Below are 23,982 nucleotides of genomic sequence, written 5' to 3'. Positions count from 1 at the left end.
CGCAACACTTCATGCGACGCGCCCCGAAGACATCCTCCGCCTTGTCCGGTCTTCTGGCGTGAAGTCCTCGTCCAGCGGCTGCCCCGGAAATCCGGTCAGGGAATCTGGATCGAGGGCCCCGTCGGGACGACGTCGGCCGCGTCTCCAGCAGCGTCACCCATAAAGCCGACCGAGCGCAGTGGCCTCGTGGCCTCGGCAGATGACGTAGCCGACAGCGCTCAAGGAAAGGCTCGCTCGTACGCCAGTACGACGGGCGCAAGGCATCACGAGACGCAGTCATTTATCAGCGACGGCACTCAGGACTGCAAGGCAAGAAAAGCCGCCACGCACAGTAAGAGCACGGCTGCCCCCCCATGGGGTATTCGCGCCGCGAGCCTTCGCCGTCAACAGGCTGATGCACTATGGCCCCTGCCATCGGCAGATGCCACCTGACGAGAGAGGCAGAAAAGGGAGACCGGAGGGCGGCACATCCGCAAGGACATGCCGCCCGAGGTCTTACAATTCAGGCAATACGCGGGTCAGTTCATCGACAAGTGCGGGGATGGTGTAGTCGTCGGGCTGGATATGGCAGGTGAAGCCGAAGCCCTCCAGCGTCTTCTTGGTCACCGGGCCGATGCAGGCAAGCTTCACTTCGGGGTGCGCCTTCACCGTATCGGCAGGGACCAGAGAGAAGAAGTTCTCCACGGTGGACGACGAACCGAAGGTCACGCAATGCACCTCGCCCGCCTCCATGCGCGCCAGAACGTCGTCACGGCGTGCGGCAGAGGGCACGGTGACGTACACGGGCAGCACGTCGACAGTGGCACCGGCCTTGCGAAGTTCTTCGGGCAGCACCTCACGCGCTTCGAGGGCGCGGGGCAGCAGCACGCGCTTGCCGCCCATACCGCGGGCGAGCATCCCTTCGACCACGCCTTCGGCGACGTACTTCTCGGGGATGAAGTCGGGGGCGATGCCCTTGTCGCGCAGGGCATCCGCCGTGGCGGGGCCGATGGCTGCCACCTTGCGTCCGCCGAGGGCACGGCTGTCGAGCCCCAGCGCCGCAAGCTGGTTCCAGAAGTGCTTCACGCCGTTGACCGAGGTGAAGACCACCCAGTCGTAGGTGTCGAGGGCGCGGATGGCCTCATGCACCGGGGCGTAATCGTCGAGGGGGTGGATGTCGATGGTGGGAAACTGGATGACATCGGCCCCAAGTTCACGCAACGCCGCAGCAAGGCCGCTGGCCTGTTCACGGGCGCGCGTGACCACGACGCCCTTGCCCAGCAGGGGCTTGTGCTCGAACCAGTTGAGACGGTCGCGCAGACGCACCACATCACCCACAACGATGAGCGAGGGATTGCTGAAGCCATGCTTCACGGCCTCTTCGGGCAACGTGGCGATGGTGGCGACGAGGCTGCGGTGACGCGGGGTCGTCCCCCAGCGCACCAGCGCGGCGGGCTTGTCAGGCGACATGCCCGCGGCGATGAGCTTGCGCGAGATGTCGGGCAGGTTCTTCATGCCCATGAAGAAGACCAGCGTGCTGGTACCAGCGGCGAGGGCCTGCCAGTTATGCGCCGAATCGGGCTTGTCGGGATTCTCGTGCCCGGTGATGAACGACACCGACGAGGCATACGAACGGTGGGTGAGCGGAATACCAGCGTAGGCAGGCCCTGCGATGGCGCTGGTCACGCCGGGGACTTCCTCGAAGGGCACGCCCGCGTCGAGCAGTTCTTCGGCCTCTTCACCGCCACGCCCGAACATGTAGGGGTCGCCACCCTTGAGGCGCGCCACGACCTTGCCCTCTTTGGCCTTTTCGATGATGAGGCGGTTGATGCCGTCCTGCGAAAGGGTATGGTCGCCGCCCTTCTTGCCCACGTAGATGATTTCGGCATCGGGCTTGGCATAGGCGAGGAAGGCATCGTTGGCCAGAAAGTCGTAGACGACCACGTCCGCACGTTCGAGGATTTCCTTGCCCTTGAGGGTGAGCAGTCCGGGGTCGCCCGGGCCGGCACCGATGAGATAGACCTTCATCACTCCTCCGGTATGAAAGCGGGCGTCACGCCCGGCGTTAGCGTCGAATGGCGAAAGGACGGCCCGGCGTCGCAACGGGGCGGCGTCCACCTCTCTTGGCCTTTCCGGCCCGAAGTCATCCGCGGCACGCGTGCCGTGCCTGTTCATGCAACAGGGGACACGACGGCGTCATGCCGCAAGCCCGCGCCTGCCGAGGACGGGGCACTCCGGGGCGGGGTCACGACCGCGTGCAGACTACAGGTAGCGGGGCCTTTCGGCAAGTTCCCGCAACCATGCATCGACACCGGCCTCCCTGATGATGGTGTTGGCCTCGCGCCACTTCTCCACCAGCCGGTCAGGCAGGCCGGTCTCCGCACAGGGAAAGTCCGGGCACAGCCCGCACCAGTCCACCCCGTGGGCGCGCGTGCATTCAGGGACCCTGCACGAGGCATGGCAAGGCGTCTCACGGTCGCGGCAGCCTTCGCAGCATCCCTCGGCCATGGCGTCGAGCAGCTCGGCGAAGGCTGGATAGTGGACGAGCGCTGGCTGCATGTCCTGAAGGAACGCAGCGTACCGCGCGAAATTAGGGCCGAGCACACCGCGTATGGCACGGGCGCTCTCCGCGACCTTGCCGTGCGAGCACATGACGCAACGCCCGCAATCAAGGCCGCACGGCGCGGCGTAGCGGATGCCGGACGCCGGGGCGGGATGCGTTGTCTCGACCTTTCGGGGTTGTGTGCTCATGCGCGGTTCCCGCTTCAGGCATTGCAGGTAAGAGTTGGTGCCGCAGGCCGGACAAGGAAACCGGACGCGGACCTCAAGAAAAAGGCCGCGCCGGTGTCCCGGCGCGGCCCAGTGCTCTATTTGCCTATGGCGTCGCGGAAGCGCTGCTGCAACGCTTCGAGCTTGGCCTTGGCGTCGGACAGTTCCTCGGCGCGGGCGCGCTCCTTGGCGACGACATCGGCCGGGGCCTTGCTGACGAAGCTCTCGTTGGCGAGCTTCTTGTTCACCTGCACGAAGTCCTTCTCTATCTTGCCCAGTTCCTTGTCGAGACGGGCAAGTTCGGCCTCGAAGTCCACCGCGCCCGTCAGGGGCACGATGACCTCGTTACCGGCGACCACGCTGCTGGCGGAAGCCTTGGGGGCCTCCACGTCGACGGCGACGGTCAGCCCGTCGAGGCGGGCCAGCGTCATCAGCATCTCGCGCCCCTCTTCGAGGGTGGCTGCGTCTTCGGCGGAAGCCGGACGCACCAGCGTGGTGAGACGGTACGAAGGCGCGATGTTGAGTTCGGCACGGATGGTGCGCACGGCGCTGATGGTGGCCTGCACCAGTTCCATGTGCTCCGCGTCCTTGACGTCGCGGCAGCCGGGGCGTGCGGCGGGGTACAGCTTGGTGGCGATGTCGTCACCGGCGTGACCGGGCAGTGCCTGCCACACTTCGGCGGTGACGAAGGGCATGAACGGGTGCAACAGCAGCAGGGCTTCGCGCAGCACTGTCCACAGCACATACTGGGCCGTGGCCTGACGCTCGCCCCCCGCCTGCATGTCGGGCTTGATGAGCTCAAGGTACCAGTCGCAGAACTCGTTCCACCAGAAGCGGTACAGCCCCTGCGCCACTTCGTTGAAGCGGTAGCCGTCGATGCCCGCAGCCTGCGACGCCTTGAGCTCTTCGAGGCGATGCAGAATCCACTTGTGATGCATACCCTTGACGTTATCGAGGTCGAGGGCGGCAGGTGCCTCCTCCGGCAGGTTCATGAGCGAGAACCGTGCGGCGTTCCACACCTTGTTGACGAAGTGGCGGTAGCCTTCGATGCGGTCTTCGGAGAGTTTGATGTCGCGGCCCATGGCGGCGAAGGCCGCAAGGGTGAAGCGCAGCGAGTCGGTGCCGTACTTGTCGATCATCGCCAGCGGGTCGATGACGTTGCCCGTGGACTTCGACATCTTGCGACCTTCACCGTCACGCACGAGGGCATGCAGGTAGACGTGCTTGAAAGGCACCTCGTCCATGAAATGCATGCCAAGCATCATCATGCGCGCGACCCAGAAGAACAGGATGTCGAAGCCCGTCACCAGTACCGAAGTGGGGTAGAAGGTGGCGAGGTCCTTCGTCTTGTCGGGCCAGCCCATGGTGCTGAAGGGCCACAGGGCCGACGAGAACCACGTGTCGAGCACGTCGGGGTCCTGCGTCAGGTCGGTGCAGCCGCAGTCGGGACATGCCGTGGGGTCCTGTTCGGAGACGATGAGCTTGCCGCACTTGCCGCACGTCCATGCAGGGATGCGATGCCCCCACCATATCTGACGGCTGATGCACCAGTCGCGGATGTTGTCTAGCCAGTTGAAGTAGGTCTTCATCCAGCTTTCGGGGAATATCTGCGTCATCTGCGGCACGGCTGCGCGGGCGCGCGGCGCAAGCTTGGTCGACGCCACGAACCACTGTTCCGACATGTGCGGTTCGACCACCGTCTTGCAGCGGTAGCAATGCCCCACGCTGTGATTCAGTTCTTCGACGCGGACAAGCTGCCCCGAGGCTTCGAGGTCGGCCACGATGCGCTTGCGGCACTCCTCCTTGGTCAGCCCCGCGTAGGGTCCGGCCTCGGCGGTCATGTTGCCGTCCTCGTCGATGCACTGGATGAAGGCGAGACCGTGGCGTTCGCCCAGCGTCCAGTCGTTGGGGTCGTGGCAGGGGGTGACCTTGAGTGCGCCCGTACCGAATTCGCGGTCGACGTAGGTGTCGGCGAAAAGCGGTACGGCGCGCCCGATGACGGGCACGAGAATCTTCTTGCCTATCAACCCGGCGTAGCGTTCGTCCTCGGGGTGCACGCACACGCCGGTGTCGGCCATGATGGTCTCGGGGCGGGTGGTGGCGATGACGACCGAACCGCTGCCGTCCTCGAAGTCGTAGCGCACATGGTAGAGGTGGCCCTGTTCGGGCATATGGTCGACTTCGTCATCGGCGAGGGCGGTGTGGCAACGGTTGCACCAGTTGATGATGTAGTTGCCGCGGTAGATGTAGCCGCCGTTGTACAGGTCGACGAACACCTTGCGCACGGCCTTGGAAAGCCCTTCGTCCATGGTGAAGCGTTCGCGCGTCCAGTCGACGGAGTCGCCCAGCATGCGTATCTGGTTGAGGATGCGGTTGCCGTACTCCTCTTTCCACTGCCAGACACGTTCGATGAACGCCTCACGGCCGAGGTCGTGACGGCTGAGTCCTTCCTTGGCGAGGGCGCGTTCCACCACGTTCTGCGTGGCGATGCCCGCGTGGTCGGTGCCCGGAAGCCACAGGACCTTCTTGCCCTGCTGCCGTGCATTGCGGCACAGCACGTCGATGAGCACATGGTTGAGAGCATGGCCGATGTGCAGCGCGCCCGTGACGTTCGGCGGCGGAATGACGATTGAATAGGGTTCGCCCGGCGCGTCCATGTCGGGGGTGAAGGTACGGTTGTCCTCCCAGTGCCTGCGCCAGCGTTCTTCGACGTCACGGGGCTCATAGCCCTTCGGCAACGCGTTCTCCGCCATATTGTAATCTCCGGAATAGGTGATGTATGGTGCCGGACCGGACGCGAGGCGCCCGGGCCAGAGCAACCGGCGCCCCAGAAGGACACGCCCCATGTGGCGAGCGGACGCCCCACCCTCAATGAGCGACAGGACGATGTCAACCCTTCACATTCTCTGGGACGAGTCCCACATCTGGGGACTGCTTGTCTGGCGGGCGGCCGAAGCCCTCGGCCTGCCCTACCGTCTGGTCAAGGGAGAGGAGATAGCCCACGGCCTTCTTTCTTGCAACCCGCCCGCCCTGCTGGTGGTGCCGGGCGGCACGGCGCGCCTCAAGGCCGAGGCGCTGGGCCATGCGGGCATCGCCGCCATCCGCGACTACGTCGCTTCAGGCGGCCATTATCTCGGCTTCTGCGGCGGTGCGGGACTGGGGCTTTCAGGGCAGCACGGCCTTGGCCTGTGCCCGTGGTCGCGTGCCTCGTTCAGCGACCGGATGCAGCACTTCGTCTCCGGTCATATCCATGCCGCCACAAGGACGGGGCACCCTCTCGTGCCCGACGCCTTCGACCGCACCGTGGCCGCGTCGCCAGCTTCCGCCGCCACAGCCCCCGCCTCTGACGACACGCCGCTTCTCCCCATCTGGTGGCCCGGCCGCTTCGCCCCGGAGAAGGACGGCGAGGTCGAGATTCTGGCCTCGTACACCGTACCCGGCCCCGACTTCTGGGTGGCCGACCTGCCGCTGGACACGCTACCTCCCGGCACCTTCGCCGAATGGGAGGCCCTGTACGGCATCCACCTGCGGCCCACCTTCCTTGAAGGGCAACCCTGCATCCTGCACGGGCATCACGGCAAGGGCACCTACACATTGAGCTATTCGCACCTCGAAACACCGGGGTCGCCCGCCGCCAACGGCTGGCTGACGCACCTTGTCGAACACCTCTCCAGCGGCAGGATACGCGCCGCCGCCCACGAGGTGCCCGCATGGGACCTCGACGCACTGCCCGTGCAATGGGACGACCCGGCACTTCTGCGTGCCCGCGCCCTGTTCGACGACATCGTCACCATCGGCATCAACCACTGCCTGTTCTTCAGGCGCAACGCATGGCTCATCGGCTGGCGGGCTGGCATTCCCGGCGCGAACCTCAACAACCTCCATGCCGGCATCTGCACCGCGGTGTCCATGAAGCCCTCGCAAGCCGCAACGGCCTACTGGGCCGCCCAGCGTGAGACCTTCATGCGCGACCTCACACTCTTCCATCAGGGTGTCACCGGGTACCTTCTGGCTGAACGTCTGGCCATGACCCTCTCCAAGACCTTTCCGGAGACCGTGTCCCGCCAGAGTCTCAAGGAACAGCGCACGGCCCTCTTCGGCCCGCCCATGGCCAGCGGCGGCCTCTACCTGCGCCTTCTGGACACGCTCGACACGCTGGTGTTCCTCGGTCTTTCACAGCAGGAAGGTTCGACCGCACGCCAGTAGGACCATGAGCGCGAAGCCCCGCATCATCTCCGCAAGCCGGCGCACCGACATACCGGCCTACTACACGCCGTGGTTCATGCAGCGACTGCATGAAGGCTACTGCCTCGTGCCCAGTCCGTACGCGGCGGAAAGGGTGACGCGTGTCTCGTTGCGCCCGCAGGACGTCACCGCCATCGTCTTCTGGACGCGCGACCCCGCCCCGTTGCTGCCGCACCTCGGCACGTTGCGCGACCTTGGCATTCCGGCCCTGTTCCACATGACGATAACGGGCTATCCCGGCATCTTCGAACCCGACGCAAGACGCCACGGCGGGCCTGCCAATGCCGACCGCGCCTGCGATGCGCTCTTGCGCCTCGCGGAAGAGGTGGGCCCCCGTTGCGTGGTGTGGCGGTACGACCCGGTCATCCTGTCGCGGCATACCCCGGTGACGTGGCACGAGGACACGTTCGGCACGCTGACCGCCCGGCTGGCGGGCCATGTGGACCGTGGCGTGACCGCGTTCATGGAACCCTACGGGCAGACGCGCCGCCGCCTTCGCACACTCAATGCGAGAGGTGCCGAGGTGACATTGCCCGGAGAACACGAGAAACGGGACATCCTCGACAGACTCTCGTCCATCGCACTGGAGAACGGAATGCCCCTGTCAGTCTGCTGCGCCGCCATTGCAGGAGAACAGGCCGCCGGTTGCGTCGACGCCGAGTGGATATTCAGGGCCACGGGCCGGGTGGCGGGCGACACCCGCCACTCCGGGCAACGCACACTCTGCCGCTGTCTGCCGTCGTTCGACATCGGGGTCTACGGCACATGCCCACGCGGCTGCGTCTACTGTTATGCCGGAGGCACGACAGACAACAGGCGCCATGTCTTCATGCCGTGTCATTCCCATGCACCTGCGTTCGGCATGCCCGGCTGCCCCTCCCTGACTGTTGAGACGACGGCGGCGACGCGCGACGACGGCGACGGGGAATGACACCGCACATACGCCCGAAGCACCTGCCCACCTCATGGGGCGCTCGTGTCTGCCGTGCTGCCGGTCTACCAGCATACCATGTGTGGCTATAATGATGGACGCGAAGCACGAGAGCGAATGTTCTCTCCGGTTACGAACCTTGCTTCGCTAGCCTCACCGCACATACGCCGCACGAAGACCGAAGACACCCCCTCGCGAAACGCGTGTGCCACGACAGCAGAACGCCCTCCATCCCCAAAGGAATGAAGGGCGTCTTCGATGCACCCATAGGCGTCTCCTCCGACATGCCCCGTCTATCGGCACCTCCGCCAAGGGCCGTGCGATACCGGACAAGGTCTCACCACCGGGTCAGCCTACGCCTGACGTAACACGCTAGCGCCGCGGCACGCCTAGGCGTACGGCACCTCGCGCTCGCCGAAGGCCGCGAAGTCCGTCAACGGGCCGTAGGCGACACGGGGCGGACACTCCGGTTCCTCCTCGTAATCCGCCTCGCGCGAGAATATAGGCAAGGGCGGCAAGGGGTTGTCGATGTCGCGCAATCTGCGCCGAGCCCGCTTCAGCAGTGCCTCCGCGATCATGGACGGCCCGTTGCAGTCGTGGATGATGTAGTCGCGCACATCTTCGGGACGCTCGAAGAGCAGTGCCCCGTACAACGTCTTGCCGCGAGGGTAGTTGCGATGGAAGACCGAGGCGAGCACATACCGTCCCACCTCTGTGCGATAGAGCGTGAGTTCCCACCAATTGGGCGCGATTCCCATCCATTCGCGGTCGTCCACCCGGACCAGCCGCTCGCCCTTGAAGACCAGATCGTCCCTGTCGTTGCGCTTGATCCTGATCTCGTCCATGGTGTTCCTCCCGGAGGATCCCCTTCCCCCGACACCGGATGCCACCCTACCCGCATCCGGCGAAGACGGTTATGCAGCCTACCTTCAGTATAGACCATGAACCCGCATTTTAGAGCAATGATATTCTCGTTTGGCGCGTCGTTTTCATAACGCAGTATTGACTACATGAAGTCTTTCTTTACATATAAAACACTGATTGAAACAATCAATCACACAACTACTTGCGCTCGACCATTTCAGATTGTCATTTGAAAGCGAATATTAGCATTTTTCTAGACTTTTTTTCGAACACGTCAACCATGCCACAAGCTGCATCTCCACATATAGGCCAACGCTACATTGGCGAACAACAGTATTTTACAACCACCTCCGTACGCCACCACAAACCGTAAGCCGACCTCACCTGCCGGACGTGACGCCATGAGAAGAGGCCTCATCATACTGCCACTACTTGGTTTTATTGTAGTGGCATCCATCATCCCCGGCCTGTTGCCCCGCAAGGGAAGACCACAGACACATGACATGGCGGTATTCGTCGCCGACAACGGAGTGCACACCGACCTCATCGTGCCACTTCGGGGGTGCGGCGAGGACTGGACACGACTACTGCCCCAAGCTGGCACGCCGGACGCATCGAGGCCCGTCACCCATGTGGCCTTCGGATGGGGGGCGCGGGATTTCTACCTTTCAACGCCCACATGGGATGATGTGGACCCCGTCACGGCCCTGAAATCCCTCTTGTTCGCACCCACGGTCCTGCATGTGGAGTCGATACGAGGAACACCCGCGACCACGATGGATGTCCGCAGAGTATGGCTTGATGCCGAGGGGTGCCATACCCTTGCCCGCTTCATCCGCACGACCCTCGCACCGGACAGGCAGGGGCGCGCCATCCGTGTCGACCACCCCGGCTACGGGCCTGACGACACCTTCTTCGAAGCCACAGGCCGCTTCAGCCCGTTCCGCACCTGCAACACGTGGACGGCAGAGGCCCTCGCAGCGGCAGGGGTGACGTCTCCGCTATGGACGGCTTTCGCGTGGGGCGTGATGCGCCACCTGCCACAGCCGGACGACTCCACCCGCACAAGCCCATAGGAGGGGGCTTCCCAAACGCTGCGCCCCCGGCTATTGTGCGCCCCATGACGACACCCGGAACTTTCGAAATCCATGCCACTGACGGTGCAGCCCGCACCGGCTGCCTGCACACGGCGCACGGCATCGTCCGTACGCCCATATTCATGCCCGTGGGCACCGTAGGCAGCGTCAAGGCCATCGCCCCGGACGACCTCGAAGCCATCGGGGCCGAGATCATCCTCGGCAACACCTACCACCTGTACCTGCGCCCCGGCGACGAACTGGTGGCGCGACGTGGCGGGCTTCACGAATTCAACGCATGGCGCAAGCCCATACTCACCGACAGCGGCGGTTTTCAGGTCTTCAGCCTCAGCGGGCTGAGACGCATCGCCGAAGAGGGCGTGGAGTTCCGCTCGCACCTCGACGGTTCGAAGCATCTGTTCACGCCCGAAAAGGTCGTGTCCATCCAGCGCAACCTCAATTCCGACATCATGATGGTGCTGGATGAATGCGTGCCCTACGGGGCCGACCGGACATACACCGAGAAGTCGGTGGGGCTCACCACCCGCTGGGCCAAGCGCTGCCGCGACGCCTACCCCAAGGGGGCTGCGGGCAACCTTCTCTTCGGTATCACACAGGGCGGCTTCTTCAAGGACCTGCGCACACGCTCCATCGGCGCGTTGACGGACATCGACTTCGACGGCTTCGCCCTCGGCGGTCTCTCCGTCGGCGAACCCAAGGCCGAGATGATGGACCTTCTCTACCACAGCGCCCCGCTGCTGCCCGCCGACAAGCCGCGCTACCTCATGGGTGTGGGCACGCCTCTCGACATCATCAACGGCATCGCCGCCGGGGTGGACATGTTCGACTGCGTACTGCCCACGCGTAACGCCCGTAACGGCACCCTGTATACCTCACTCGGCAAGCTCAACATCAAGCGACGCGAATTCGCCGAAGACGACGGCCCACTCGACCCGGCCTGTTCGTGCTACACATGTCGCACGTTCTCACGCGCCTACCTACGCCATCTCTATACCGCCAAGGAATTGCTGGCATTCCGCCTCAACTCCATCCATAACCTCACCTACTTCCTCGACCTCGTGCGCGGGGCGCGCGCCGCCATCGCCGCCGGACGCTTCGCCGAGTACAAGCGCTCGTTCGAGGCCATCTACCCCGAAGAGGTCGTGGCCTGACAGGCGAAGAACGTCACAGGACACGCGAGAGGGCGGCCACAGGGCCGCCCTTCATCGTCACGCCCCCGTCTGTCGGCTATCGCCTTTCGCGGCAGCGTGCCTGCCGCTAGACATGAAAACGCACGCCTCACGGAATGCGACCACACACATCCGGTGCGGGCATGACATCCTCCCTGCTGCGGGCCTGCCACCCCCATGCGGGCGACGCTGCCCCCTCGTGTTGCATCCCCCCGTCACCAAGCCTCCGTATCACGTAGCCAGTCTCCAGTGTCTACCTTCTGCCCGACACGTGCGAAACGGTGCGCCCGGCAGCCAACCCCTGTCAGGCCATTTTTGCATATCATGGCCGCCGGTGCATACGGCACGTGACGGAACGCCCGGTAATGCTTATGGTGTTGCAAAGTCGCACATCCATTGCACACGCGCGGCACCCTCAAGACGCACACACAGACACAACGGGAGGCCCCATGACAGACCCCCGGACCCCCTTACAGACCACCGGCCCCAATCGTCTTGCCACAGCCCCGAGCCCCTACCTGCGCCAGCATGCCCACAACCCCGTGGACTGGCATCCATGGGGGGAGGCGGCACTTGCCCTCGCCCGCGAACGTGATGTCCCGCTCTTCGTCAGTGTAGGTTATTCCACCTGCCACTGGTGCCATGTCATGGCCCATGAGTCCTTCGAGGATGCAGAGGTCTCACAGGCCCTCAACGAGGGTTTCGTATGCGTGAAGGTCGACCGTGAGGAGAGGCCCGACATCGACGCCCTCTACATGAACGCCTGTCAGATGCTGACGGGCACGGGCGGCTGGCCGCTGACCATCTTCGCCCTGCCGGACGGTACGCCCTTCTTCGCCGCCACATACCTGCCCAAACGGTCACGCGGGGGAAGGGCGGGACTTCTCGACCTCATCCCCCGTGTGCGGGACATCTACGCCACACGCCGTGCCGATGTCGAAGCCTCCGCCGCTGACATCGCCAAGGCCATGCGCGAGAGGGCAGCGGAACTCCTGCAGTCGCCGCCCGACGGGCGCACCCCAGCCGCCGGGACCCTTCGGGCCGCCTTCAACGACCTTGTCGCAAACTTCGACACCGCCCATGGCGGTTTCGGTGGCGCGCCCAAGTTCCCTTCGCCGCATCTGCTGCTCTTTCTGCTGCGCCACGGGCGGCGCACCGGCGACTCACGTTCGCAGGACATGGCCCTTGCCACGTTGCGCGGCATGTTGCGGGGAGGACTATGGGACAGACTGGGCGGCGGCATCCACCGCTACAGCACCGACGCCCGGTGGCTGCTTCCCCACTTCGAGAAGATGCTCCATGATCAGGCCATGTTCATGCTGGCGACCGCCGAGACGTGGCTTGCCACTCGCGAGGATGACATGCGCGAGGCGGCACTTGCCACCGCAGACTACATCCTGCGCGACATGGCCCTGTCCGGTGGCGGACTTGCCGCCGCAGAGGACGCCGACAGCCTCACGCCGGAAGGGAAACGACGCGAAGGGGCCTTCTACACCTTCACCTTCGACGAAGTACGTGAAGCCGCCGGAGACAACGCCGACCTTGCCGTGCGGCTTTTCGGCATCACAGGCGAGGGCAACATCGCCGACGAGTCCACCGGCAGGCGCGAAGGGCACAACGTGCTCCATCTGCCTCTTGGCGATGATGCCGCCACGACCCTAGGCATCGACGCCGAAGAACTCGCCTTCCGGCACGACGACATCCTCGCGGGGCTTCGTTCCTTGCGCGCCACCCGTCGACGCCCCCACCGCGACGACAAACTGCTCACCGACTGGAACGGGCTTGCCATAGCGGCATTGGCGCGTTGCGGGCATGTCTTCGACGCGCCCCACCTGACCGATGCCGCCGCATCCCTCGCCGATGCCGTGCTGACACTGCAACACACGCCGGACGGCGGGCTGCTGCACAGCCGTTTCGAAGGTACGGGCTCCACTCCGGGCTTTCTCGACGACTATGCCTTCGTGATATGGGGCCTTCTCGAACTCTACACCGCCACCAACCAGCCCCAGTGGCTGGAGGAGGCCATACGACTGCAACACGCGCAAGACGACCGTTTCCTCGACCCGGTCGACGGCGGGTACTGGCATACCCCGGCGGATGCCCCGCGCACGGCCGCCTTGCGCCTCAAGGAGGCGCGCGACGGTGCCCTCCCTTCCGGGAACGCAGCCGCACTGCTCAATCTGCTGCGCCTTGCCCGGCTTCTGGGAGACGCCTCGTACGAGGAGAAGGCGCATGGCCTCATCCGCGCCTTCGCCTCTCAAGTGCGCCACAACCCGCTAGGGGCGGCCATGTTCCTGTGCGGGGTGGACTTCGCCCTCACGGGGGGGCGACTCGTCATCATCGCCGGAGAGGCACAGGCCCCCGACACCGAGGCCATGCTCGATGCCGTACGGCGTTCATACTCGCCCAACACGGTCATGCACCTGCGGGACGGGAACACGGCCGAACGGCTGGCGATGCTCGCGCCGTTCACGTCGCACCTCGCCCCCATCGACGGCAAGACAACGGCATGGCTCTGTCAGGACAACGCCTGCTCCGCCCCCATACAGGACCCTGCCGCCCTTGCCGAACGACTCGCCGGGGCACGCCCCCTGTGACGCCTCATGCAAGAGGGGCTGCGCCTTCCCTCTTGCCTTCGGCGGGCTGAAGCGCTAAAGGGCTTCGTTGCGACAATCGGATGACGACAGCAGGAGAGACCTCCCCCAGAGGGAGGCGCCGACGAAGTAAATCTTTCAGGCGAAAGGACTGCTGTCCGACGAGCCTCTGGAGAGACCCCGCAAGGGGCACCGAAGGAGCAAGCCGCCCCATGTGGCGGTGAAACTCTCAGGTAAAAGGACAGAGGGAGGGCCGCCCCCATGCGGCATGCCGGATATCGGCTTCCCATCGCACGGGTGCGTCTTGACGCGCCCCTGTCCTCCCTTTCCCCGTTCCAGAAGTTCCTGCCCGTAGCGGGTCATCCTCCGTCGACATCAAGACGACACGGTAGGACCATGACCACGCTTCAGCTTTTCGAATCCGTCAATGCCTTCGTCTGGGGGCCCCCGCTACTCGCCCTGCTGGTGGGTACGGGCATCTACCTTACCATCCGCCTCGGCCTGCTTCAGGTCGTCAGGCTTCCGCTTGCCCTGCGCTACGTCTTCGGTCGTGACGACGAACACCACGAGGAAGGTGACGTGTCGTCGTTCGCCGCGCTGTGCACCGCACTGGCGGCCACTATCGGCACAGGCAACATCGTCGGTGTGGCCACCGCCGTGGCGGCTGGCGGCCCCGGTGCCCTTTTCTGGATGTGGGTGGCCGCGTTCTTCGGTATGGCCACCAAATACGCAGAAGGCCTTCTGGCCGTGAAGTATCGCGTCACCGACGCCAACGGCCAGATGTCGGGCGGCCCCATGTACTACCTTGAACGGGGTCTCGGCAGCCGTATGCTGGCACGCGCCTTCGCGCTGTGCGGCATCCTCGTCGCCTTCTTCGGCATCGGCACCTTCGCACAGGTCAACGCCATCAAGGACGCCGCCTCGCTGTCGCTTGGCATTCCGCCGCTTGCCACCGCCGTCGTACTCACCACCACCGTGGCGCTGGTGACACTGGGCGGTCTGCGTTCCATCGCCCGCGTGGCCGAAAAGGTCGTCCCCTTCATGGCGGTCTTCTACATCATCGCCTCGTGCGCCGTGCTGGTCATGCATCTCGACCGCATCCCCGATGCCGTGATGGTCATCCTGCACAGTGCCTTCAACCCGCAGGCCGCCCTTGGGGGCGCAGCGGGCATGACGGTGCTCACCGCCATGCGCGCGGGCGTGGCACGCGGCGTATTCTCGAACGAATCGGGCCTTGGTTCCGCCCCCATCGCGGCGGCGGCGGCCCGCACGAAATCGTGTGTGCGTCAGGGGCTCATCTCCATGACGGGCACGTTCTTCGACACCATCGTCATCTGCACCATGACCGGCCTCGTGCTGGTCGTCACCGGGGTATGGAACGACCCGCAGCTGGCAGGGGCAGCCATGACCAACGCGGCGTTCGCCGCAGGACTCGAATCATCCCTCGGCCAGTATGCTGCGACGCTGGGGCTCATCCTCTTCGCCTTCACCACCATTCTCGGCTGGAACTACTACGGCGAACGCTGCACCGAATACCTCTTCGGGGTGCGCGGCATCCTTCCCTACCGGCTGGTCTTCATCGGTCTTGTGGCAGCCGGGGCCTTCGTCCATCTCGAACTCATATGGGTGCTGGCCGACATCGTGAACGGTCTCATGGCCATTCCCAACCTCATCGGCCTTCTGGGCCTGTCCGGTGTCATCATCGCCGAGACACGTGCCTTCTTCGAGGCCGATGCTCCCTCCGTGGACGCGCCCTGCGGCAGCGACGCGGACAACGCTTCGGGGGCCTGCCCCCGCGCTTAGCTGACAACGCCCGTCTCCTGGGTGAGTCATGTGGTCGCAGGCCGGGGGGATTGGCCCCCCGGCCTGTAGCGTTTCCGGGGCTTGACGCAGACGTGTCATACCATGTTGAGCCGTCTTTCGACGCAAAGAAGCCCCCTTTCGGGGGCCTCGATCAAAACAGCATCGCGGATGAAACGCGGTTGCAGAGGTGCAGACCTCCTGCCGCCGGCATCACCAGCTGCGCCGCCTACAGTTCAACGGTCACGCTCCCGGCGGCCCTGCGGGCCTTGGCGCGGGCTGCGTCGATGTCATCGCCCAGCGCAAGGGCGACGCCCATGCGCCGCCTGCCATGCACTTCGGGCTTGCCGAAGAGGCAGAGGGCGGTGTCCTGTTCGGCCAATGCCGCATCCACGCCATGGAAGCGGGGGGCCTCGGAATCGCCCTCGGCAAGGATGACGCACGAGGCGGCAGGGCCATTCTGCCGCAGCAACGGCACCGGCAGCCCGAGGATGGCACGCACATGCAAGGCGAATTCGCTCATGTTCTGCGAGATGAGGGTCACCAGCCCGGTGTCGTGAGGACGGGGCGAGACCTCGCTGAACCACACCTCGTCACCGCGTACGAAAAGTTCCACACCGAAGATGCCCCAGCCGCCAAGCGCACCGGTTACGGCGTCGGCCATGGCACGGGCCTTCTCCAGCGCCACGGCATCCATGGGCTGCGGCTGCCACGATTCGCGATAGTCGCCATCCTTCTGCAAATGCCCGATGGGGTCGCAGAATGTGACGCCTCCGGCATGACGCACGGTCAGCAGGGTGATTTCATAGTCGAAATCGACGAACCCCTCCACGATGACCCGCCCCGCCCCGGCACGCCCGCCGGTCTGTGCATAGGCCCATGCCGAGTCGATGTCGGCCGGGGTGCGCACAAGGCTCTGTCCCTTGCCCGACGAACTCATGACCGGCTTCACCACGCAGGGCAACCCCACTGTCTCGATGGCGGCGCGATATTCCTCTTCGGTGGAGGCGAAACGGTACGGCGACGTAGGCAGGCCAAGCTCTTCGGCGGCAAGGCGGCGTATTCCCTCCCTGTCCATGGTCAGGCGCGCGGCACGGGCGGTGGGCACCACCCGGTAGCCTTCCTGTTCCAGTTCCAGCAACGTACCGGTGGCGATGGCCTCGATTTCGGGCACGATGCAGTAGGGCTTCTCCGCCTCGATGATGGCACGCAGGGCCGCACCGTCGAGCATGGACACCACATGGCTGCGATGCGCCACCTGCATGGCGGGGGCGTTGGGATAGCGGTCGACGGCCACGACTTCGACGCCGAGGCGCATGGCCTCGAGCGCCACCTCGCGTCCGAGTTCGCCGGAACCGAGCAGCAGGATGCGGGTCGCCGTGGGGGTGAGGGGAGTGCCTATGCTTGCCATGTGCTTGCCTCGCTATATGGATGGTATCACTCACGCGAACGGCCCGGCGTACCGGGCCGTGCGGCCTCTGCTGCGCGAAGGTTTGGCACAGCGCGACAGGCAAGGCAAGTGAATCCCTACTCGACCACGTCCGGCCACGCCTTCAGTATGTCATAGAATTTCTGAATGTTATCAAGAAGAAGCGCTGCCAGACGGGGATCGAAATGCGTTCCCGCCTGTTCCCGGAAATGCGCCTCCACCCTGTCCCGCGGCCACGGTTCCTTGTACACCCTGCGGCATACCAGCGCGTCGAACACGTCTGCCAGCGCCACGATGCGCCCGTAGATGTGGATGTCCTCGCCCGAAGTGCCACGCGGATATCCGGCGCCATCCCACCGTTCATGATGCTGCCCTGCGACGATGGCGGCAGCCTGCATGATGGGTCGCGTGCTGGCGGAGAGAATGCGCTCGCCGATGGCGGCGTGGGTCCGCATCACGGCCATCTCTGCGTCGTCGAGGCGTCCCGGCTTGAGGAGCACACTGTCGGGAATGCCTATCTTGCCTACATCGTGCATGGGGCTGGCGATGCGCAGCATCGCCACCTGTTCTTCGGGCAACCCGGCAAGGCGAGCCATGCACGCCGCATACTCCGCCACCCGTCGCACATGGTTGGCAGCCTCATGCGAGCGGTTCTCGACCACCTCGCCGAGCGTGAGCACCACCTCCCTCTGGGTGTCCACTATCTCCTGATTGAGGTGGATGTTCTCAAGCGCGATGGACACGTTGCCCGCGAAAATCTCGATGAGGCTCCGGTCGAGGTCGTTGATGACGCGGTCGTCCTGTACGTAGAAGACGCTCTCGGCCCCTTGCGGGGTACGGAAATAGCCGACGAACGAATTCTCTGTGAAATAGCTCTCGCGGGTGGCCAGAGCCTTTTCGATGGCCCCGCGGGTCGTATCGTCGAGCGCCTCGCACGCCGAATGCCGGGCGCACTCCGCAAAACGGCCCGTCGCGGAATAGACCTGATAGCCATGGTCGCCGCCATTGGCTGCCGCTATGCCCGAAACACCGGCGTAGAACGACGAGGGTTCCTCGCTGAGTGACGAAGTGAGTTGCGTCAGGACGCCGGACATGAAATCCGGCAGGCTCTGCAACCGGAAGATGTCACGTGATGAATGGATGATACGCTCGAGACCGCGCCGGTTGCGCTCTATCGTCCGCAGGTCGCGGTAGCCTCGCAGGGCCGCCACCACCGTGGTGAAGAGCCGCTGGGCCGTCAATTCCGTCTTGTGCTTGTAATCATTGATGTCATACCGCGTGATGACTTCACGTTCCGGCGCCTGCCCCGGCTGTCCGGTGCGCAGGATGATGCGCACGGCGTGGTTGCCAAGCTCCTCCCGGATGCGGTGCACGAGTTCGAGACCCGCCTGGTTGCTCTCCATGACGACATCCAGAAGCACCAGCGCGACATCCTTGCTGTCGCGCAACTTCTCGAATCCCTCCCGGGCACTGTAGGCACTCAGGCACTCGATGGGCTTGCCTTCGAAACGCATGTCGCCGAGGACCATGCGGGTGACGACATGCACCTCCTCCTCATCGTCGATGACAAGAACCTTCCACGGACTGCCACTAGCGGCCTCCCGCCCCTCCGAATCAGCCCCCTCAGGTGCGAACAGCAGCTCATCGTTCACCACTTCCCCCTCCCTTGCGAACGTCACGCGGGAACACCAGCCTGAAAGCGGCACCCTCGCCCGGTGCACTGCGGCACACGATGGTTCCCTTCAAACGCTGGGTCACGATGTTGTAGACGATATGCATTCCAAGGCCAGTGCCACCATGCCCACGTTTGGTGGTGAAGAACGGTTCGAAGACCCTCTCCACATGGTCGGCATCCATTCCCTTGCCGTCGTCGCTGTATTCCAGAACGACCTTGTCGCCCTCGTAGGATGCGACGAACCGCATATGACCGTTCTCCATATCCTCGAAGCCATGCAGCAGACTGTTGGTCATGAAGTTGGTGACGACCTGCATCAGGTCACCCGGATAGCTGTAGAGCGTGATGTCTTCCGGCACATCCACGGTCACGGTATGCGATGTGCGCTTGTAACGGGGGCGCAGGCTCATCAGTGCCTCATCAAGGAACTGACGCAGGTTGAACTCGCGGGCTTCAGCAGCGGTCTGGTCGACGGCGACCTGCTTGAAACTCTGCACGAGGTCTGCCGCGCGCTTGAGGTTGGAGAGAATGGTCGCAGACGATTCCCGCGCGGTTTCGATGTACCGTTCAAGGTCGGACTTGCGCATGGTATTGGCAGCCAGTTGCCGCGAGAGTTCTTCGGTCTTCTCGGCAAGCCACGACCCCGCAGTGACCCCTATGCCCACAGGAGTATTGATCTCGTGGGCAACTCCGGCAACCAGTCCTCCAAGCGACGCCATCTTCTCGGACTGGACGAGTTCGTCCTGCATCCGCCGTACGGCGTCCAGCGAGAACTCGAGGGCCTGATTCGCCTCACGAAGTTCACGGGTACGCTGTTTGACACGCTCTTCAAGCTCACGGTTGAAGCTCGCAAGCTGCTCTTGCGCCTCTCGCAATTCGGTCACGTCCGTATGCACACCCACAACACGGATGGCGCGGCGATTCATGTCGCGTGCGGCAGCCATGGAGCGTGACAGAACCCAGCGATACGCCCCGTCGGCCGCCCGCAGCCTGAAGGTCGTCTCATAGGCATCGCCATCAGCCACCCCTTCGACGAAACGGCGGGCACGCTCGACGGCCTCGTCCCGGTCTTCCGGGTGCAACAGGTCGAGCCAAACGGCAAGTTCGTTCGCGAACGCATCCGGGGCATAACCGAGCATGGTGAAATACCGAGAACTGAAGTGCACCGTATCGTTCACGGTATCCCAGTCCCATATGCCGTCACGCGAAGCGTCAAGGGCCAGCCGCAGCCGTTCACGTTGCACTTCGAGGTCGGCGCGGGCCTGCTTCTCGGCCGTGACGTCCACAGCCCGCCCTTCGACAAGAGTGATGTCCCCGTCGGCCCCACGGTCAGCGCGCAACGACAGGGCCGCGACGATACTCGTCCCGTCGCGCCTGCGCAGGCGGCATTCGACCCCGCGCAGGACCTCGTCCGTTTCAAGTCGCGAGAGTAGCGTGGCGTACTCTTCGTCACTCTCGAAAAGACTGTGCATGCTGCCACCGGCATCGGCCAGCAGCCCTTCGACACCGCCATAGCCCAGCATGGAGGCGAAAGCAGGGTTGGCCGCCAGTATTCCCTGCGTCGGAGAGAACCTGAAGATACCCTCCAGCGCGTTTTCGAACAGCGACCGATAACGCGACTCCGCCGCTGACAGACGCCGCATGACCTTGCGCCGCTGAAGGGTATTCAGGCCAAGACCGGCCACGACGAGAGACAACACTAGCAGTACGACAAGCCCGCCATAGAAGAGCCCGGGGGCCGCTTCACGCATATCCGGGGGTTTGTTGACCACCGACGCGCCGACCGGCAGCCCGCCTGTGGCGAGGCCGAAACGCGCCATGGTCAGCGCATCGACAAGAGTGATGTTGATCGATGTGCTTTCGACACCGAGATGCGGCTCAAGGCCGTTCAGCCAGCGCTGGGCGATACGGGCGATGCGGCCACCGACGCCCATGCCGTCGGAAACGACACCTCCCACGGCACCAAGCCGCACATGCCAGTCCCACAGGCTGTAGACAGGGACGGAGGAGACGGCCGTCAGCATCTGCAGGTCGCGACTCCCGATGCGTACGCCCACCGCATCCTGCTCAAGGGAGGTGAACAGCACCGCACTCCCGGGCGAAAGGCTCCTCAGACGGGCAGCCAGTTCAGCGACCGTCCACTGGTCGATGAACGCCAGCGTCACCCCCGGCAGGGCGGTAGCCGCAGCCCGCCGCACCTCATCTGCGATGACCTCCGTCCCTGAAGACCTGTCATTCACGACAAGCACATGCGAAAGACGCGGCTGCATCTGGCGCATCAGAAGCAGCGTACCCGCCACGTCGGGTGTCGAAACCACCCCCCCCGCGAGGACGCCCTGCACCCTGCCCCCCCCGGGCAGGACGTAGCAATAGACTTTCGGGGTATGCGGAAAGATGTCCGCCCCGTAGGTATCGAGGTACTTCGAAACCCTGTCGTCACCGGCGATGACGACATCCGGCATGTCATCGCGATAGCGGGCCACCAGAAGGTCGGCCAGCATGGCCTCATAGGAAGGTGTGGTGGCATGGGGAAGGTCGATACGGTTCTGCACCACATCGACGCCGGGTGTCGCATCGAAAACCCAGTGTACACCTCGTGCGAACTCTCCTGCCCAGTGCCAGTCATGCCAGCCCGATTCGAGCACGAGCACGCGCTTCTCTCCCGCAGCCAGCACTGGCCCAGAAAGCGACGCGTAGATGAGCAGGAACAGGACGACGCGGAGCAGGAACACACGACCCCCGGCCGGATGAAAGGTTATAACGAAATATAGCAGCATCCGTCCGGTATCGGCAATGATTGTTTGGTCATCGGGCTTCCCATCGTTGCAGTGTCACGTTACGATGTGCCCACAAACGTCGACGGAATCCGCCATGCAGACACTCGCCCGGAAAAGCGCCCTGCTCTTCATCGCCGCCATGTGCTCATTGACGGCGCTTGTCCTCGTCACTGCGCGCTACGCCTTTGTCGATTCGTTCACGCGTATCGAAACGCGCGAGGCCCTTTCGGCCACCCGACAGGCACAGGCACTCCTGCTGGCTTCCCGGGATGCCATGCACCGCCAGTGCGCCGACTGGGCCGCGTGGGACGACAGCTACGAGTTCGTCACCAGAAGGGATACCGATTTCGTAGAACGCAACGTCACCCTGCAGGCGTTCAGTGACAACGACGTCGACCTCATGGCCTTCTACGACGCGCAAGGGCAGCCCATCCTTGTCCGCATGCGGGGCGCGGACAACAGCTACTTCCGCGACCCCCCGAAAGACCTGACGGATGCTCTGGCCCCACAGGGTGAACTTGGCCGCAAACTTGCGAACGACGCCCCCTTTGCCGGTTTGCTGTCACTGTATGAGGGGCCTCTCTTCGTCAGTGCCCGTCCCATAACCCGCAGTACCGACCCCACGCGACGCGGTGGATGGCTCGTCTGGGGACGTTATGCCCTCGGGGCGTTACCGCCGTTCTTCTCCGACCTTCTTCCCCATGCCGCCCAGTTGTTCACTCCGGGCTCATATGACACCCCGCCGCAAGTCGCAGCGTTGTTCACGTCCGCCGCAAAGAGGGACCCGCAGGTAAGGCCGCTGGACGACTCGACCATGGAAGGCCTAGCGGTACTGACGGATATCAAGGGCGACCCCGGACTCGCCATGCGCATATTGATGCCTCGCGAAGCCTCGGAACAGGGGAACAAGGCACTCATGCTCTTCAGCCTCGTGATCCTGGTGGGTACAGCCCTTGTGGCCGCCACTGCACAGGTTCTTTTCCAGAAGCATGTCGGTCGGCGGGCCGCATCTCTCGCCGCCGACATAGAGCGCGTGCGCATCTCCGGTTTCCGCTCACCGCTACCTGCTGACGGCGATGACGAAATCGCCGCCATCGGCCATGCCATCAACAGACTCATCCGCGACCGTGAACAGGCTGCGCACACGTTGCAAGAGAACGAGGCGTTTTTCCGGCTACTCTATGAACAGGCACCCGATGCCATGCTCCTGCTCCTCGACGAGAGCATCGCCAGTGCCAACGACGCAGCTGCGCGGCTGCTTGGCGTTGCCGACAGAAAGGACCTGCTCTCGCATCCGCTCATCGAATTCTTCCCACCAGCGCAGGAGGGGGGTGGAGTTGCCCCCGCTAAACCGGACACCCTGCGGTTGCTGACAGTCGGATGAATTGTCTTGGCGAGCGCATCCGTAATCCCTTGTGTGGAGCATTTTCGTTGTAGTCTTCGAACCACTCGGAAAGGCGCTTCAGAACGCTCGGTGCGTCGGGACAGATGTTGCAGTCAACGTAATCACGCTTGAATGTCTTCACGAATGCCTCTGCCATGCCATTGCTCTCTGGACTGCGCACCGGGGTAAAGCAGCTTCGCAGGCCTAGCCACGAGGCAAACTCCACTGTTTCCTTCGCAGTATAACAAGATCCATTGTCTGAAAGCCATTCCACTGTATGGGACGTGTGCGCATTGCCGAATCGGCGCTCCACGCTTTCCAGCATCAGATCGCGGACCATAGAGCCTGAGATGCCCCTGGTCGTCGCAACGTAGCTGATGACTTCCCGGTCGCACGAATCGAGGACGAACGCGACACGCACGACCTCCCGGTTATCGCATGGGATCTCAAACCCATCAGAACACCATCGTGTATTGCGGTGCAGAGTAACAATCTTGCCTTCGTGCGCCTTGTCTGGACGTTTGCCGTTATGACGGGTGAGCAACAGGCCATTCATCCGCATGATGCGGTAAACGCGCTTGTGATTGACTTCAGATTGCCCTGTAGCTCTCAAATGGGCATTGAGGCACGCCTGTATCCGCCGATAGCCGTAGGTTTGCCGCTCATCAAGAATGGCACGGATGAGACGAAGCAATTCCTCATCCTGCGCCTTCACGTAACGAGGCTTTCTGGTACGATGTGGACCGTCAAGCCGCTCTGCCAAACGCGAACGGGAGACTTGCAGGGAGTCCGCTACACGCTTCATAGGGAACCGTCCTCGAATGGCAACGGCGAACGCGAGATCAGTTTTTTTTCGCGTGCAATGTCGATAGCTTCCTTCAGGATTTCGACTTCCATCGTCTTTCGGCCGAGAAGCCGTTCCAAATCCCGAATGCGCTTCTTCAAAGCCTTCGCCTCTGCCACGCTCACCACTCGGTCGTCGGCCTGAATAGCCACTTTTCCGCCATCGCTCATGAGCTTTCTCCATCGAAAGACAAGATTCGGAGCGATGCCGTATTTGCGAGCCACGAAGGAGACGCTCATTCCGGGTAAAGACGACTCTTCAACTACCCGTAGCTTCTCGGCAATGGTCCAACGACGACGTTGAACCATGGTCACGACCTCGACCGTGGAAATCTCTTTAGCACTCTGTCTGGACATACCTCTAGCACTACCTCTTCGGTTGGCAGAGAGGTCCGGCCTAATTGGGGGCTACTCCAGGGGGCATCC

General features: G+C 63.8%; 15 protein-coding genes and 2 riboswitches. Of the genes, 7 read left to right on the top strand and 8 right to left on the bottom strand.

The genetic code is table 11. The features are described 5' to 3' along the window. Positions 1-495: 495 nt before the first annotated feature. From cobA to DVU_RS03465, 3 genes are all read right to left on the bottom strand, one after another. Positions 496-2,007: a uroporphyrinogen-III C-methyltransferase gene (gene cobA, locus DVU_RS03475; RefSeq protein WP_010938035.1), complete on the bottom strand. Its 1,512-nt coding sequence runs from the start codon at positions 2,005-2,007 to the stop codon at positions 496-498. Positions 2,008-2,241: 234 nt separating this feature from the next. Further along, on the bottom strand, positions 2,242-2,730 hold the full coding sequence (locus tag DVU_RS03470) for a DUF3795 domain-containing protein (protein WP_010938034.1): 489 nt from the start codon (positions 2,728-2,730) through the stop codon (positions 2,242-2,244). A 116-nt stretch (positions 2,731-2,846) separates the two neighbouring features. After that, positions 2,847-5,501, bottom strand: a complete 2,655-nt coding sequence (locus DVU_RS03465) for a valine--tRNA ligase (protein ID WP_010938033.1) — start codon at positions 5,499-5,501, stop codon at positions 2,847-2,849. 133 nt (positions 5,502-5,634) lie between these two features. On the opposite strand from DVU_RS03465, the gene DVU_RS03460 reads away from it, so the two are divergent. Both DVU_RS03460 and DVU_RS03455 read left to right on the top strand, forming a co-directional pair. Next, on the top strand, positions 5,635-6,954 hold the full coding sequence (locus tag DVU_RS03460; protein WP_223295138.1) for a BPL-N domain-containing protein: 1,320 nt from the start codon (positions 5,635-5,637) through the stop codon (positions 6,952-6,954). Between the two features lie 4 nt (positions 6,955-6,958). Then, positions 6,959-7,924: a DUF1848 domain-containing protein gene (locus DVU_RS03455; RefSeq protein ID WP_010938031.1), complete on the top strand. Its 966-nt coding sequence runs from the start codon at positions 6,959-6,961 to the stop codon at positions 7,922-7,924. A gap of 389 nt (positions 7,925-8,313) precedes the next feature. Here the strand turns inward: DVU_RS03455 and DVU_RS03450 are convergent, their stop codons facing one another. Beyond that, entirely contained in the window at positions 8,314-8,769 is a 456-nt protein-coding gene (locus tag DVU_RS03450; protein ID WP_010938030.1) for a hypothetical protein, read from the bottom strand. 420 nt (positions 8,770-9,189) lie between these two features. Here DVU_RS03450 and DVU_RS03445 point away from each other — a divergent pair, with 420 nt between their 5' ends. The 4 genes from DVU_RS03445 (at position 9,190) to DVU_RS03430 (ending at position 15,451) form a co-directional block, all read left to right on the top strand. After that, complete coding sequence (locus DVU_RS03445; protein ID WP_010938028.1) at positions 9,190-9,864, top strand: TIGR02117 family protein; 675 nt, start codon at positions 9,190-9,192, stop codon at positions 9,862-9,864. Positions 9,865-9,908: 44 nt separating this feature from the next. Beyond that, the gene (tgt, locus tag DVU_RS03440; protein WP_010938027.1) at positions 9,909-11,036 is read left to right on the top strand and encodes a tRNA guanosine(34) transglycosylase Tgt; all 1,128 of its coding nucleotides are present in this window, start codon (positions 9,909-9,911) and stop codon (positions 11,034-11,036) included. Positions 11,037-11,503: 467 nt separating this feature from the next. Then, positions 11,504-13,651, top strand: a complete 2,148-nt coding sequence (locus DVU_RS03435) for a thioredoxin domain-containing protein (RefSeq protein ID WP_010938026.1) — start codon at positions 11,504-11,506, stop codon at positions 13,649-13,651. 80 nt (positions 13,652-13,731) lie between these two features. Then, a riboswitch (glycine riboswitch) is annotated at positions 13,732-13,812 on the top strand. 2 nt (positions 13,813-13,814) lie between these two features. Then, positions 13,815-13,896, top strand: a riboswitch (glycine riboswitch). A 148-nt stretch (positions 13,897-14,044) separates the two neighbouring features. Then, entirely contained in the window at positions 14,045-15,451 is a 1,407-nt protein-coding gene (locus DVU_RS03430; RefSeq protein WP_010938025.1) for an alanine/glycine:cation symporter family protein, read from the top strand. 226 nt (positions 15,452-15,677) lie between these two features. On the opposite strand, the gene purT is transcribed toward DVU_RS03430, so the two are convergent. From purT to DVU_RS03415, 3 genes are all read right to left on the bottom strand, one after another. Then, complete coding sequence (purT, locus tag DVU_RS03425; protein WP_010938024.1) at positions 15,678-16,859, bottom strand: formate-dependent phosphoribosylglycinamide formyltransferase; 1,182 nt, start codon at positions 16,857-16,859, stop codon at positions 15,678-15,680. A 116-nt stretch (positions 16,860-16,975) separates the two neighbouring features. Further along, positions 16,976-18,529: a response regulator gene (locus DVU_RS03420; protein ID WP_223294598.1), complete on the bottom strand. Its 1,554-nt coding sequence runs from the start codon at positions 18,527-18,529 to the stop codon at positions 16,976-16,978. Beyond that, the gene (locus DVU_RS03415; RefSeq protein ID WP_223294599.1) at positions 18,519-21,284 is read right to left on the bottom strand and encodes a sensor histidine kinase; all 2,766 of its coding nucleotides are present in this window, start codon (positions 21,282-21,284) and stop codon (positions 18,519-18,521) included. The genes DVU_RS03420 and DVU_RS03415 overlap by 11 nt, the downstream gene beginning before the upstream one ends. 139 nt (positions 21,285-21,423) lie before the next feature. On the opposite strand from DVU_RS03415, the gene DVU_RS03410 reads away from it, so the two are divergent. Beyond that, positions 21,424-22,713, top strand: a complete 1,290-nt coding sequence (locus tag DVU_RS03410) for a CHASE4 domain-containing protein (RefSeq protein WP_010938021.1) — start codon at positions 21,424-21,426, stop codon at positions 22,711-22,713. On the opposite strand, the gene DVU_RS03405 is transcribed toward DVU_RS03410, so the two are convergent. Next, positions 22,676-23,913 (bottom strand): IS3-like element ISDvu2 family transposase gene (locus tag DVU_RS03405; RefSeq protein WP_150103616.1). Its coding sequence is split into 2 segments (ribosomal slippage): positions 22,676-23,568 and positions 23,568-23,913, totalling 1,239 coding nucleotides; the frame shifts between segments, so codons are not numbered across the junction. The genes DVU_RS03410 and DVU_RS03405 overlap by 38 nt on opposite strands. Positions 23,914-23,982 lie beyond the last annotated feature (69 nt).

It is taken from the genome of Nitratidesulfovibrio vulgaris str. Hildenborough (assembly GCF_000195755.1).
Lineage (GTDB): Bacteria > Desulfobacterota > Desulfovibrionia > Desulfovibrionales > Desulfovibrionaceae > Nitratidesulfovibrio > Nitratidesulfovibrio vulgaris.
Note: the sequence above shows the minus strand (reverse complement) of the source record. Positions and strands in the feature narration are given on the sequence as shown.